Below are 14,159 nucleotides of genomic sequence, written 5' to 3'. Positions count from 1 at the left end.
CAGGAAGCTGCCGGGACGCGCCGTCGTGTCCGGCCTGGTGCTGGCACAGACCGTCGTGCACGCCGCGCAGTATCCGCTGGCGCAGGTGCCGCGAAATGCCGCGGTCGCGGAGCCGGCGCCGAACGTGATCGTTTCCGTCGACAACTCCGGAAGCATGTACGGCAGCGGCATGGCTGCCCTGCAGGCTGCTCTCAGGGAGAACTTCTCCGAGGCCAACATTCCCGATCACCGCATCCGCCTCGCCTGGCAGGCGCTGAACGACGATCGCAGTGATCGCAACTGCGCTGCATTCAGAAGCGCCGCGCCTCCTTGCAGGATCGGCGGACGTGTCAACGCGAACCTGATGCGTTCGCTGGACCGGACGCACCGCGCCAATTTCATGGCCTGGGTCAATGCCGTTCAGGCGACGGGGGGCACGCCTCTTCACGAAATGATGACCCGTGCCGGCGAGTACATGCAGATCACCGGCCAGCACAGCCCCTTCTCGGATGATCCGGGTGTGGCCGGAGCCCCGCAGTCGGGTTGCCGCAGGTCGTTCCACATCTTCATGACAGATGGCGACTACTGGCCTCCCTCGGGGTTGGAGAGCTTCATGCCCATCGTCGCCAACGAAGACGGCACGCACCGCTGGCTCCCGGACGGCACCCTCTACGCGCCGTACGCACCCTATGCCGACAACTTCGGGAGGATGAAGCGTCCGACGCTCGCTGACTTGACCTTCGAGTACTGGGCCCGCGATCTGCAACCAGGCGTGCCGAACAACCTGAAGAAGATCATTGCCGAACCGGGCGATGTGACAGTGGGGCGTGCCAAGGTTCCCGAGTACTGGAATCCCAAGAATGATCCGGCCACCTGGCAGCACCTGACGACCCACTTCATCGGGTTCGGTGCTGCGGGTGACTGGTGGTCGCGACCGAAAATCTCGACGACTGCATTGCACCCCACCTACAGCGGAGACTATGCCGGCGTGGTCGACGGCTCGATCCAATGGCTGGATCCGTTCAGTGGCAATGCACGCATGGACCTCTGGCATGCCGCCCTGAACAGCCGTGGCACGTTCACGCCGGCTTCCAATGCCAAAGCCCTGAGCAGCGCCTTCAAATCCATCCTTGGACAGGTTCTGGTCAACACCGGCACCCCGCTGACCTCCATTTCCGCCAGCGCTTCCCGAGTCTCGACAGGCACTTCCGTCTATCAGGCCGGCTACGACACGGCCGACTGGTCCGGCAGACTCAGCGCCACGAAGTTCGGCACCGACGGCAGGCTTGCTGCCAAAGCCGACTGGTCGGCGCGCGACCTGCTCGATACCCGCATGGCAAGTACTGGCGCACACGACCGGGACCGCGTTGTACTCAGCTTCTCCGGCACCACGGCTGCGTCGGCAGGCCGCGCAGCGACCACCGGCGCGGGCGTGCCGTTCAGGTGGGCCCACTTGGGCGACGCGCAGAGGGCCGCGCTCAAGGCCAGCACCGACACCGACGCCGAGAGCACCGCCCTCGGCCGGGCCGTGCTCGACTTCCTGCGCGGCGACCGCAGCAACGAGGGCGCCGGCCGCCAGTTCCGCAAGCGCGGCCATGTGCTCGGCGACATCGTGGGCTCCAGCGTCTGGTACGCGGGACAGCCGAAGAGCGGCTTCACTGGCAACGCCTATGCGGCGTTCGCGGCCATCCCCCGCGCGCCGATGGTCTATGTCGGCGCCAACGACGGCATGTTGCATGCTTTCAACGCGAGCACCGGCAAGGAGGCGTTCGCCTACGTGCCCGAAGGCCTCTACGGCACGGCGGCGGCGCCGAATCTCAAGCGGCTCAGCGAAGGCGGCTACACCCACCGGTACTACGTCGACGGCAGTGCCTTCGTCGCCGACATCTACATGGGGCCGACATCCTCGGCCAAGACGACCGACGAGCAGAAGGCGGCGAACTGGAAGTCTTTGCTCGTGGGCACGCTGGGCTCGGGTGGCAAAGGCTATTTCGTGCTCGACGCCACCAGGCCCGAGAGCGTCGACGAGGGCAAGGCCGCCAGCGTCGCGCTGATCGACACGACCGCGCTTGCGGACGACGACCTGGGCCATCAGTTCCAGCAGCCTGCGCTCGATTCCTTCTCGGGGCGGGCGCTGCAGGTCGCCCGGTTGAGCAACGACCGAAAGGCCCTGATCCTGGGCAACGGCTACAACAGCAAGAGCGAGAAGGCGGTGCTGTGGATCCAGTATCTCGATGGCGACAAGGCGGTGCTCAAGATTCCGGCGCCGGTCACGCAGGAGAAGGACACGGGCAACGGCCTGTCCGCGCCACGTCCGGTGGACCTCAATGGTGACGGCAAGGTCGACCTTGTCTACGCCGGAGACCTGCTCGGCAATCTCTGGAAGTTCGACCTCGGCGGCACCGACAGCCGTCAGTGGAAAGCCACGATGGGGCCTCTCAGCTCGAATCGTCCGGCCGCAACCGGGGCCGTGACCCCGTCCGGCCTCGACAACAAGCCGCTGTTCGCGGCCGGCGCCAGCCAGCCGATCACGACGGCGCCGGTGGTTGTGGGGCATCCGCGCGGTGGCTACATGCTGGTGTTCGGCACCGGTCGGCTGTTCGCCTCCGGCGACGAGCGCTCGACCGCCGACCAGTACCTGTACGGCATCTGGGACCCGGTCAACGGAAGCTCGAGCACCGCGACGAGGAACGACCTCGTGGCGCAGACCATCGGCGCCACACCGGTCGAGGAGGGCGATGCCGAGTTGCGCACCGTCTCCCACAACGCCGTGAGCTACACCGGTTCGGAGGCCAAGCGCGGCTGGCACCTGAAGCTGCCTGCGTCGGGAGAGCGTGTCGTCTATCCGGGTGATGTGCTGACCAGCGGCATCGGGCTGTTCTCGAGCACCATTCCCGGCTCGGGCAGCAATTCGGTCACCTGCACCGCCGGAACGGGCGACGACGGCTGGTCGCTGGTAATCGACTTCTTCAGCGGCTCGGCGCCCGAGGGCATTGCGTATTCCACTTCCGGCGCGGTGGGGGCCTATGCCGGCTTCCGGAATCGCTCCGGCAAGGACGACATGGTTCTTCAGCCGAAGAACAAGGAAAAGGGCAAGGACGTGATCTGCAATGCCGCCGGAGAGTGCAAGACGTTGACACGGCCCGACGTCGTGCGCCGCTTCGGCTGGCGCAGCCTGATGTCGACCGACTGAAGGGAGGAGAACCATGAAAAAGCAATCCAGGACACAGACTGGTAGACGGGGCCGCTCGCGCGGCTTCACGCTGATCGAACTCATGATCGTGACGACGGTGATCGGCATCCTCGCCGCCATCGCCTACCCGAGCTACACGCGCTACGTGCTGCGGGCCAAGCGCGCCGATGCCAAACAACAGTTGTTGCAGGCGGCGCAGTGGACCGAGCGCTACATGACCGCCAACGGACGCTATCCGCCGGCGACCGTCGCGCTGCCGGCCGGACTGGGGCAGTCGCCGTCGTCCGGCACGGCGAACTATTCCATCAGCTATGTCGCAAGAAACGAGACCAGCTACACCTTGCAAGCCGTTCCAGCGGGGGCTTCGCGCAATGACGAGTGCGGAACCCTCACGGTCAACCAGCTGGGCGTCAAGCTGGCGGGCAGCAGCACCGACGCTTCGAGTGCGCTGGTGCAGCTTTGCTGGAACCGTTGAGGTGCCTGTGAGAGTACGGCCGTTGCCGACGCGGCTCAGATATCGCGCAGCAACTGCCTGAACTCGTCCACGTCCTCGAAGCTGCGGTACACCGAGGCAAAGCGCACGTAGGCGACCTTGTCGAGCTTCTTGAGTTCGCGCATCACGAGCTCGCCGACCTTGGTCGAGTCGATTTCGCGCAGGCCGCTGGCCAGCAGCTTCTGCTCGATGCGCAGCAGGGCGTTGTCGATCTGCTCGATGCTCACCGGGCGCTTGCGCAGCGCCAGCATCATGGAGGCGCGCACCTTGGTCGATTCGAAGTCGGCGCGGCTGCCGTCCTTCTTCACGACGACGGGAAAATTGACGTCGGGCCGCTCGTAGGTGGTGAAGCGCTTGTCGCAGGCGCTGCACTGGCGGCGCCTGCGGACAAAGTCGGCGTCTTCCGAAACGCGGGTCTCGACGACCTGCGTTTCAAGATGACCGCAAAAAGGGCATTTCATGCGGTCAAGTCTTCTTGCTCGGAATCAGCGGTAGACAGGGAAGCGGCTCGTCAGCGCGTGGACCTTGGCGCGCACGGCGTCGATGTTTGCTGCGTCGCGCGGGTTCTCGAGCACGTCTGCAACCAGGTTCGCGGTGATGCGGGCCTCTTCGTCCTTGAAGCCGCGGGTGGTCATGGCGGGGGTGCCGATGCGCACGCCGCTGGTGACCATCGGCTTTTCCGGGTCGTTGGGGATCGCGTTCTTGTTGATCGTCATGTGGGCGCTGCCCAGCACGGCTTCGGCTTCCTTGCCGGTGATGCCCTTGGCGCGCAGGTCGACCAGCATCACGTGGCTTTCGGTGCGTCCGCTCACGATGCGCAGGCCGCGCTGGGTGAGGGTGTCGGCCACGATCTGGGCGTTCTTGACCACCTGTTGCTGGTAGGCCTTGAACTCGGGCGCCATGGCTTCCTTGAACGCGACGGCCTTGGCGGCGATCACGTGCATCAGCGGGCCGCCTTGCAGGCCGGGGAAGATGGCGCTGTTGATGGCCTTCTCGTGCTGCGACTTCATCAGGATGATGCCGCCGCGCGGGCCGCGCAGGCTCTTGTGGGTGGTGGAGGTGACCACGTCGGCATGCGGCACCGGGTTGGGGTACACGCCCGCGGCCACGAGGCCTGCGTAGTGGGCGATGTCGACCATGAAGATCGCGCCGACGTCCTTGGCGACCTTGGCGAAGCGCTCGAAATCGATGCGCAGCGAATACGCCGAGGCGCCCGCGATGATGAGCTTGGGCATGTGCTCGTGCGCCTTGCGTTCCATCGCGTCGTAGTCGATGGCTTCGTTGGCGTCCAGGCCGTAGCTCACGACGTTGAACCACTTGCCGCTCATATTGAGAGGCATGCCGTGGGTCAGGTGGCCGCCTTCGGCCAGGCTCATGCCCATGATGGTGTCGCCGGGCTTCAGGAAGGCGAGCATCACGGCTTCGTTGGCCGAGGCGCCGCAATGCGGCTGCACGTTGGCGGCGTCGGCGCCGAAGATCTGCTTGACGCGGTCGATGGCCAGCTGCTCGGCCACGTCGACGTGCTCGCAGCCGCCGTAGTAGCGCTTGCCCGGGTAGCCTTCGGCGTACTTATTAGTGAGCTGCGAGCCCTGGGCGGCCATGACGGCCGGCGAGGCGTAGTTCTCGCTGGCGATCAGCTCGATGTGATGTTCCTGGCGCGCGTTTTCGGCTTGAATCGCGGCCCAGATTTCGGGATCGGTCTGTTCGACCAGGATGTTGCGTTGGTACATGGCAGTCCTTTGAAGACGAGGTCCTTGTTCTTCAACCAAACAAGGGCTGCCCAGGCGAACGGCTGAACGCCTGTTGTGGTCAGGCGGTACGCTTCCCAGTGGTATTCCACGTCAGCGCGTGGCACCGTGTTCGGGTGCTGCGCCTATCGCCAGTCGCGTACCCGCCGAGTGTAGCTCACACCCGGCCCGAAACCTCTTCAGGAAACGGAGGAGAGCAGGGCCACCTTGGCCGGCTCAGTGCGTTCTTCGGCAGGCTTGGGCGGTGTTGCCACAGGGATCGGCTGCGGACGCACGGTTGGCGGTGTGACCGTCGACGGCGCGCGGCCGTTGGCCACCTGCAGCAGGCGTTCGTGCTCGGCCATCACCTTGGCGGCGTAGCCGCCGTCGTCCTCGAGGTTGGCCGCGCCCACGTAGTAGCGCAGGCCGCCTTCGAGGGAGCCGGCGCGCGAGATGCATTCCTGCAGCACCTTGACGCCGACGCGCATGTTGGTCACCGGGTCGAAGGCGGTGAGCGTGCCGCCCGCGCTTTCGTACTTGTCGCCGTGCACGCGGGTCATGACCTGCATGAGGCCTTGCGCGCCGACCTGGCTCTGGGCGAACGGGTTGAAGCTGGATTCGACGGCCATGATCGCGAGGATCAGGGTCGGGTCGATCTTCGTGCGCTTGCCGATGCCATAGGCCTCGGCCACGAGCACGCTCAGCGGTTCGGCGGCCACGCGGTACTTCTTGCTCAGCCAGTAAGCCACGGCGGCCTGCTGCTTGGGCAGGTCGGCGGGGCTCGCGGCCGTGGTGCGCTCGATGGCGGTGGGCTCGAGATCGGTGACTTCAGGCGCAGGCTTGCGCGACTGCAGCCAGCCCATCAGTTGCTCCTCGCCGGTCTTGCGCAGGTCGGGCCGCGCCACGAGGGCGAGGGCCGCGAACACAATGGCCAGGCCGACCAGTGCAAACCCGTTGTGGGTAATTTCAAAAAAGCCGTCTGCCACATCGGACACGAAGGTCCTTAGCCCGCGGGCCGTGACATCAAACGCCTTGTTCATCGCTCTTCCTTTCTGTGCGGCACCCGAGTCGCAACGCCACGGAAGGCGATGGATGAAGGCAGCGGCGCTTGGATTGGTACGAATCAGGCTCCGCGCATGGAGTGAAGGGGGTTAGGGGCGCGGCGACCTGATCAAGCCGGGGGAGTTCGGCAGCGGATTCAGGGTGGCTCTGCCGCGTCGGGCGGTCAGAGCAGGGCGGATTCTAGCGTGGCTAAATACCCGGTCAAGCATAAGGACTTGCTTCGTTATGCTAATAGTTGTTTAAAAAAGTTGCCGTTTCGAGGCGTTTCGGCTTAGGGGAAATCCCTTTGTAAAACGCGTTTGCAATCCGAGGGTGCGACGCCTAATCTGGACGGGCCTGAGCTTTTCAGGTGTTTTTCCGAGGTCCGGCAGCCCGAGGTGCAAGTCAAGGGTTCAGCGTCCGAGGATCCACGGTGGCAATCTCTTGCTGCCAGCACGGCAGGAACCATTGACTTCCGGTCGCGCGAATCGATGGCATGGGTTTTGTGCCCGCCATCAAGCCCGGTGACTAGACACTCCGTCGAATCACCGGGCTTTCTTTTGGCTCGCCCCCAGGCTGCGCGCACTTCGTGTCGCTTCTCCTACCCCCTGCCGGGGGCAACGCCTGAGGCCCGGTAAAACCGGTTCCTCGGTGTTTCTGGCATTTCTTCCGGAGGTGGGCTTGCGTCCTTTTTGCGTACCTCGCGTTGCCGCTTGTTTGCGGCACACTCTGGCGATGGACGTAGCTTCGATCAAACAAAACAAATGGGTGCGACGTGGGATCGTCGCGGTGCTGGTTCTGTTGGCCTTCTGGGTCATTGCCTGGCTGGCGGTGCCGCCGATTGCCAAGAGCCAGCTTCAGAAGATCGCAAGCGAGAAGCTGGGGCGGCAGGTAACAGTCGGCAAGATCGATTTCAAGCCCTGGACGCTCGAACTCACGCTGAACGACCTGCGCATTGCCACCGCGGATGGCAGCAAGTCGCAGGTGGCCGTCAGCCGCATCTACGCCGACGCCGAACTGCAGTCGATCTTCCGGCTCGCACCAGTGATCGACGCGGTCACGGTCGACGGGCCTGCAATCCTGCTCACGCACCAGGCCGACGGCAAATACGACATCGACGACATCCTTGCCAAGCTCTCGGCCGGCCCGCCGCCCGACCCGAACGCCAAGCCGGCGCGCTTTGCCATCTACAACATTGCGATCAATGGCGGCTCCGTCGACTTCGACGACCAGACCGTCAAGCGCAAGCACGAACTGCGCGACTTCGTGCTCAAGGTGCCCTTCCTGAGCAACCTCGATTCCAAGCGCGACATCAACACCGAGCCCAAGCTCGCCTTCGCGCTCAACGGCAGCAAATTCGACTCGGCGGCTTTCACCACGCCCTTCTCCGACAACCGCAAGACCGACGCCCACGTGCAGTTCAAGGGGCTGGACCTCGTGCCGTACCTCGGCTACATCCCGGGCGGCCTGCCGGTGAAACTCCAGGCAGGCAGCCTCGATGCCGACCTGAAGATCGGCTTCGAGCAAGCCGCGACCACCGGGCTGAAGATCACTGGCACGGTCGAGGCGCACGCCACCAAGGTGGCCGATGCGCGCGGCCGCGACCTGCTGGCTTTCGATTCGCTCAAGCTGGCGCTGGCCGACGTGCGCCCGTTGGAGTCGGTGTTCCATCTGAGCGAAGTCACGCTCGTCAAGCCGCAACTGGCGGTGGCGCGCGACGCGGCCGGAAAGCTCAATCTGCTGGCCACCGACCCCGCCACCGGCGCGACCGAGAAGGTCGCGTCACCACCCGCCGCGGCAGCGAGCGCACCGGCCGGCAAGCCGGCACCAAAGCCCGTTCTGAAGGTGCAGGTCGACAAGGTGGCCCTGAACGGCGGGCGCATCGGCTGGCGAGACGAAACCGTCAATCCTGCTGCCGCCGTCGACCTGACCGACCTCGGCATCGACGTCACCGGCGTCACCTGGCCGATGGAAAAGCCGGCAGAGTTCAATGGCAGCACGGCCATTGCCGGCGCCTCGCTCAAGTTCAAGGGCAGCGCCACAGAGAAGGTGGCCGACGTGCAGACCGAGGTCGACGCGCTGCCGCTGTCGCTGGCCGCACCTTACCTGGCGCAGAGCCTGGAGCCCACGCTGGACGGCAAGCTCAGCGGGCAGATCGACATCGCCTGGGCCCAGCCCGATCTCAAGTTCAAGGCGCGCCGCCTCGCCGCCGACGGGCTCGCGCTGACGCAGGCCAAGACCGCGCTGGCCAGCGTCGGCCGCTTCGAACTGGTCGACGCCGAGGTCGACATGACGAAGCACACATTGAATGTGGCCTCGTTCACTGCGACCAACCCCAAGGTGCGCGTGGAGCGCGACAGCGAGAAACGCTGGATGTTCGAGCGCTGGCTCAAGACGCCGGCCGGCGGCGGCACCAAGGAAGCCGAAGCGAAGGTCGCTGCCCCCAAGCCTGCGGCTGCCGAAACGCCGCAGCCCGGCGCCAACACCAAGCCCTGGGCGCTGACCATCGGCACGCTGGCGGTCGACAACGGCGCGCTCTCCTATGCGGACAAGGCCGGCGCGAACCCGGTGACCGTGGAAGTCACTGCCTTCAAGCTCCACGCCCAGAAGATCGCGCCCGACACCAATACGACGTCGCCGCTCGAAGTTTCCGGCCGCATCGGCTCAGGGCGCTCCGACCCGGGGCGCTTCGACTACAAGGGCAATGTCGTGCTCAAGCCGCTCGCGGCCGAGGGCCGCCTGGAGGTGGTGTCGTTCCCCGCCCATACCTTCAAGGCCTACTACGCGGATGCGCTCAATGTCGACATCCGCCGCGCCTTCGCGAGCTATCGCGGCACGGTGCGCTATGCGACGTTGCCGGCGGGCATGAGCATCAAGCTGTCGGGCGACACCGCGCTCGATGACTTCCGCGCCAACAGCGTCTCGCTCACCCAGTCGCCCGGCTTCGACCGCAACACCAACCAGCTGCTGAGCTGGAAGACCCTGAGCCTGCGCGGCCTGCAGGTCAGCATGGCGCCCAATGCGCCGCCGAACGTGGACGTGCGCGAGACCACGCTGACCGACTTCTTCGCCCGCGTGATCATCGACCCCACCGGCCGGCTCAACCTGCTGAACCTGACCAAGAAGGGCGAGGCGCAAGCCAACGCCGTTGCCGCGGCAGCGGGCGAAGCCTCCACCCGCAAGGGCCCGGGTGGCACGACCACCACGACACGAGCCGTGCCGGCGAGGCCTTCGGGCGGCGCACCGGTGTCGGCCGAAAACATGGTCGGGGGAGCGCCCGAGCCGGCCAAGCCGGCGGCAGCCGCCGCGCCAGTCGCCACCGCGCAGGCGGACAGCGGCCCCGCGCCCGTCATCAACTTCGGCCCGATGAGCCTGGTCAACGGCAAGATCGACTTCACCGACCTGTTCGTCAAGCCCAACTACTCGGCCGACCTCAGCGAGCTGACCGGCAAGCTCAGCTCGTTCTCGTCGAACCCGCCGAAGGGCGAGAGCGGCCGGCCCGCGCTGGCCGACCTCGAGCTGCGCGGCAAGGCGCAGCAGACAGCCGCGCTGGAAATCACCGGCAAGCTCAACCCGCTGGCCAAACCGCTCGAACTCGACATCACCGCCAAGATGCGCGACCTCGACCTGGCCCCGCTGTCGCCGTACTCGGTGCGCTACGCCGGCCACGGCATCGAGCGTGGCAAGATGAGCATGGACGTCAACTACAAGGTCGCCCCCGATGGCCAGCTGACGGCCACCAACAAGCTGGTGCTCAACCAGCTGCAGTTCGGCGACGAAGTGGCGGGAGCGCCTGCCAGCCTCCCGGTGAAGCTGGCCGTGGCCCTGCTGGCCGACCGCAACGGCGTGATCGACGTCGACCTGCCGCTCAGCGGCTCGCTCAACGATCCACAGTTCAGCGTCGGCCCGCTGATCTGGAAGGCCGTGGTCAACCTGATCGTCAAGGCCGTGACGGCACCGTTCAGCCTGCTTACCGGTGGCCTGGGCGGCGGCAGCGGTGAATCGAGTGCCATCACCTTCGAGCCCGGCAGTTCCGAGCTGAGCGCCGCCGCGAAAGAAGGCCTGGACAAGGTCGCGAAGGCGCTGACCGACCGGACCACGCTGCAGATGACGGTGATCGGCACTTCCAGCCTCGAGAAGGAGCGCGACGCCTACCAGCGCCAGCGCGTGCGCCAGCTCGCCTACGCCGAGAAGCGCCGCGTCGCGGTGCGCGGCGGCCAGACCGGCACCGACGTGCCACCTGTCACCGACGCCGAATACCCCGAACTGCTGACCGCCGTGTACAAGCGCGCGGACATCACCAAGCCGCGCAACCTCGTCGGCCTGGCCAAAGACCTGCCCGTGCCGGACATGGAAAAACTGCTGTTCGCCAGCGTGCCGGTCGACGAGGAGTCGATGCGCCAGCTCGCGGTCGAGCGCGGCGCGGCCGTGCGCGACTACCTGCTCGCGAAGAAGCTGCCGAGCGAGCGCCTCTTCCTGGGAGCCGTGCGCACAAGTGCCAGCGGCAGCGACTGGAAACCGGGCGCCGAGCTCAGCCTGACCATGAAGTGAGGCGCGACGACCCGATCAGGATCCGGTCCGCGGACTTGGTTTTTTTCTCCAGCTTGCTATATATGTAGTCCGTTAACCTCCACGCCCACAACCCCGCGTACGCCACCGTTTCTGGACGGAATTCAATGGCCAGCCGCAAGTGGGTGAAAATGTCGATGTGCGCCGGCCTTTGCCGGCGCCTTCGCTTTCTCTACCAAGACAACGATTTCGCGCAGTGACCTCTACTTCTTCCAAGCCACACGACCTTCAGGCCCTCGACACGCTCACCGGCGGCGCCTTCACCGCGCCGACTTCCGGCGAGCGCGCCGCGCGCATCCGCGACTGGCTCGCGGGCACTCCCACTGCCGAGCAGATGCAGGAGGTCTTCAAGGAGCTGAGCGGTCGTGACAAGGGCGCTGCGCGCCTGCTGCGCGAAAAGCTCGACGAACTCAAGCGCGCCAAGGGGCAGGAGGCAATTGCCGCCGAATGGGCGCAAAAGGCCGAGGCCCTGCTGGGGCAGTCCAAGCTCAACATTGCCGATGCGCTGGCCTGGCAGCGCGACGCCGCCAAGGCTGGCGCGCCGCTGTCGCGCGAGCCGCTGGCCGGCCTGAAGCTCAAGCTGGCCGAACGCGTCAAGGGTATCGAAGACCTGCAGCACCGCGCCCAGGTGCACCGCGAAGCCGCCGTGCTGCTGGCGCAGCGCTTCGAAGTGCTGTCCACCAAGGGCTGGCAGGACGCCCAGGCCGCCGAAGAATCGCTGCGCGCCGACGTGACCCACTGGCAGCAGCAGGCGGCGGAGATCACGACCGACGCCAACTGGACCAGCCTCGACGCCAAGTTCGCGCCGCAGCTCGAATCGTCCAAGTCGCAACTGCTGGTGGTGTCCGATGCGTTCCACAGCGCATTGGCCCAGGCCCTTGCTGCTGCCGCCGATGCTGCTGCGCCGCTGCCGCCAGTGCCCGTGTGGGCCGACGAACTGCGCGCTGCGCGCGGTGAGGTCGTGGCGCCCAAGCCTGCCGCGCCCGCTCGCCCCGCCGCACCCAAGGTCGACCCGGCCTTGCGCGCTGCCGCGCAAGACGCCGTGCAGGCTGCGCTCGCCAAGCTCGAACAGGAAACTGCCGAAGGCCATGGCAAGGCCAGCGCCGGCGCGGCTGCCGCGCTGCGCGCCGTGCTCAAGGAGCACGGCAAGCTGGTCGAAGCGCCGCTCGAAGCCCGCGTGCATGCCGCGCTGGTGGCCGCTGGCGAGCTCGAAGGCTGGCAGCGCTGGAGCGCCGACAAGGTGCGCGAAGACCTCGTGGCCAAGGCCGAAGGCCTGCTCAAGCGCCCCGAAGGCCAGGCCCTTGGCGGCCGCAAGATGCAGGAAACGCTGCGCGCCCTGCGTGACCAGTGGAAGCAGGCCGACCAGGGCGGCGTGCCGAACCACGCGCTCTGGAAGCGCTTCGACGAAGCCTGCAACGAAGCCCACAAGGTGGTCGAGGCCTGGCTCGAAAAGGTGCGCGCCGATGCGGCCGAGCATCGCTCGCTCCGCGTCGCGCTGATCGAGGAAGTCAAGGCCTGGGCTGCCGAGCATGCCGGCGCCACCGACCTGAAGGCGCACAACCGCGCGCTGCACCAGTTCGCCGACCGCTGGCGCGATGCCGGTCACGTGGGCGAAAAGGTGTTCGCAGAGCTGCAGCCGCTGTGGAACGAAGCCTTCGGCGCGGCTCGCGCTCCGTTCGAGACGGCGCAGAAGGCCAGCGTCGAACGGCGCCAGGCCATGATCGCCGAGGCGGCTGAACTCGGCGCCCAGCCGATGCTGCGCATCGACGCCGTGAAGGCGCTGCAGCAGCGCTGGCAGGCCGAGGCGCAGAGCGTGCCGCTTGACCGCCGCCACGAACAGAAGCTGTGGGACGCGTTCCGCGCGCCCATCGACGAAGCTTTCAACCGCAAGACGGCAGAGCGCGAAAAGGCGTCGGCCGCGATGAGCGAGCACGACCGCTATGTGCTCGAAGCGTCCAAGGCGCTCGACGCAGCCAATGCCGGCGGCGACGTACAGAAGATCCGTGCCGCCATTGCCCGCCTGGAAGGCGCGCTGCGCGGCGAGGCACCGCCGCCCGCGCCGAAGGCCGAGCAAGCCGCTGTCGCGACCGACGGCCCATCGGTCGGCGCGACCGAGGTCGTGGCCCCGGGGCAGGCGGCTGCCGAATTCGGCGAAAGCGCCGAGCAGGCACCGAGCCCGAGCGATGCGGAAGCCTCGCCCGGCACGACCGCTGATGCAGCACCCGCCGCTTCGGCCGATCTCGTGGCTCCCGCCGACGGCGCCGATGCTTCGGCACGCACCGATGGCGAGGCGCATGACGCCGGCGAAGCCGCCGCTGCGGAAGCGCCAGCCGCGGCGCCGAAGCCCGCACCGAAGCCAGTCGTGGCCATGCGTGGCGACGACCGCCCGAGCAGCAAGAAAGCCGAAGCAGCGCCTGCAGCCCGCGGTGCCGGTGGCCGTTTCGGTGACCGCCGTGATGGTGGACGTCCCGGTGCCGGTGGTCCGAGTCGCCCTGGTGATCGCGGCGACCGCGGGGCGCCCCGTGGCGACGCGCGTGGCGATCGCGGTGCACCGGCCGGCCGCTTCGGCGATCGTCCGCCGCGCTTCGAAGATCGCGGTCCGCGCCTCGGCGACGCAGCCTTCCGTGCGCAGCGCGAAGCGCTCGAACGCGCCGACATGGCGCTGCGCAAGCTCGCAGCACAAGCGCATGGCGAAGCCCTGACGCAGGTGCTGGGCGCATGGGAACAGCGCGACGCCAGCCGCTTGCCGAGCATCCAGGAACTGGGCCGCGCGGTCACGCCCGCGGTGCGCACTGGATGGTCGCAGGCCATCGGCTCTGCGCCGACGGCCGCCGCGAACGATGCCGCCGAAGCGCTGCTGCGTCTCGAAATGGCCGCCGAAGTGCCGACACCTGCCGAGCAACTCGACGCGCGCCGTGCACTGCAACTCAAGCTGCTGACGAAGCGTGGCGATCCGGCCCCGGCTCAGACCTGGGGCCAGGATGCCGGCAAGGTGCTGGCCGCGGCGCACGATGCTTCCAGTGCGCGCCGTCTGCAGAATGCGCTGAAGGCATTGCTGCGCAAGTAAGAGCCAACCTCCAAGGCCTCCGGCCAGATATCGATGGCCATGAAAAAGGCGCCCCGCGGGGCGCCTTTTTCTTTGGGGCAGCTGCTGCAA

Annotated in this window: 7 protein-coding genes and 1 riboswitch; of the genes, 4 read left to right on the top strand and 3 right to left on the bottom strand. The window is 66.9% G+C overall.

All coding sequences use genetic code 11. The features are described 5' to 3' along the window. The first annotated feature begins 25 nt into the window (after positions 1-25). Together BLW48_RS15420 and BLW48_RS15415 are read left to right on the top strand one after the other, a co-directional pair. Positions 26-3,172: a PilC/PilY family type IV pilus protein gene (locus BLW48_RS15420; RefSeq protein WP_256330781.1), complete on the top strand. Its 3,147-nt coding sequence runs from the start codon at positions 26-28 to the stop codon at positions 3,170-3,172. Positions 3,173-3,185: 13 nt separating this feature from the next. Beyond that, the gene (locus tag BLW48_RS15415; protein ID WP_093175970.1) at positions 3,186-3,647 is read left to right on the top strand and encodes a type IV pilin protein; all 462 of its coding nucleotides are present in this window, start codon (positions 3,186-3,188) and stop codon (positions 3,645-3,647) included. Between the two features lie 35 nt (positions 3,648-3,682). Here the strand turns inward: BLW48_RS15415 and nrdR are convergent, their stop codons facing one another. The 3 genes from nrdR to BLW48_RS15400 all read right to left on the bottom strand — a co-directional run bounded on the left by nrdR (position 3,683) and on the right by BLW48_RS15400 (position 6,432). Further along, a complete protein-coding gene (nrdR, locus tag BLW48_RS15410) occupies positions 3,683-4,126 on the bottom strand; it encodes a transcriptional regulator NrdR (protein ID WP_093175968.1) in 444 nt (147 codons plus the stop codon). A 24-nt stretch (positions 4,127-4,150) separates the two neighbouring features. Then, positions 4,151-5,395: a serine hydroxymethyltransferase gene (glyA, locus tag BLW48_RS15405; protein ID WP_093175965.1), complete on the bottom strand. Its 1,245-nt coding sequence runs from the start codon at positions 5,393-5,395 to the stop codon at positions 4,151-4,153. A gap of 41 nt (positions 5,396-5,436) precedes the next feature. Further along, positions 5,437-5,562: riboswitch (ZMP/ZTP riboswitch) on the bottom strand. Between the two features lie 30 nt (positions 5,563-5,592). Then, entirely contained in the window at positions 5,593-6,432 is an 840-nt protein-coding gene (locus BLW48_RS15400; protein ID WP_093055958.1) for a lytic transglycosylase domain-containing protein, read from the bottom strand. 736 nt (positions 6,433-7,168) lie between these two features. Between BLW48_RS15400 and BLW48_RS15395 the strand changes: the two genes are divergently transcribed. Next, positions 7,169-10,984, top strand: coding sequence for a DUF748 domain-containing protein (locus BLW48_RS15395; RefSeq protein ID WP_093175962.1), 3,816 nt, complete (start codon positions 7,169-7,171; stop codon positions 10,982-10,984). Positions 10,985-11,198: 214 nt separating this feature from the next. Further along, a complete protein-coding gene (locus BLW48_RS15390; protein ID WP_093175960.1) occupies positions 11,199-14,069 on the top strand; it encodes a DUF349 domain-containing protein in 2,871 nt (956 codons plus the stop codon). Positions 14,070-14,159 lie beyond the last annotated feature (90 nt).

It is taken from the genome of Variovorax sp. YR266, from assembly GCF_900107295.1.
Lineage (GTDB): Bacteria > Pseudomonadota > Gammaproteobacteria > Burkholderiales > Burkholderiaceae_C > Variovorax.
Note: the sequence above shows the minus strand (reverse complement) of the source record. Positions and strands in the feature narration are given on the sequence as shown.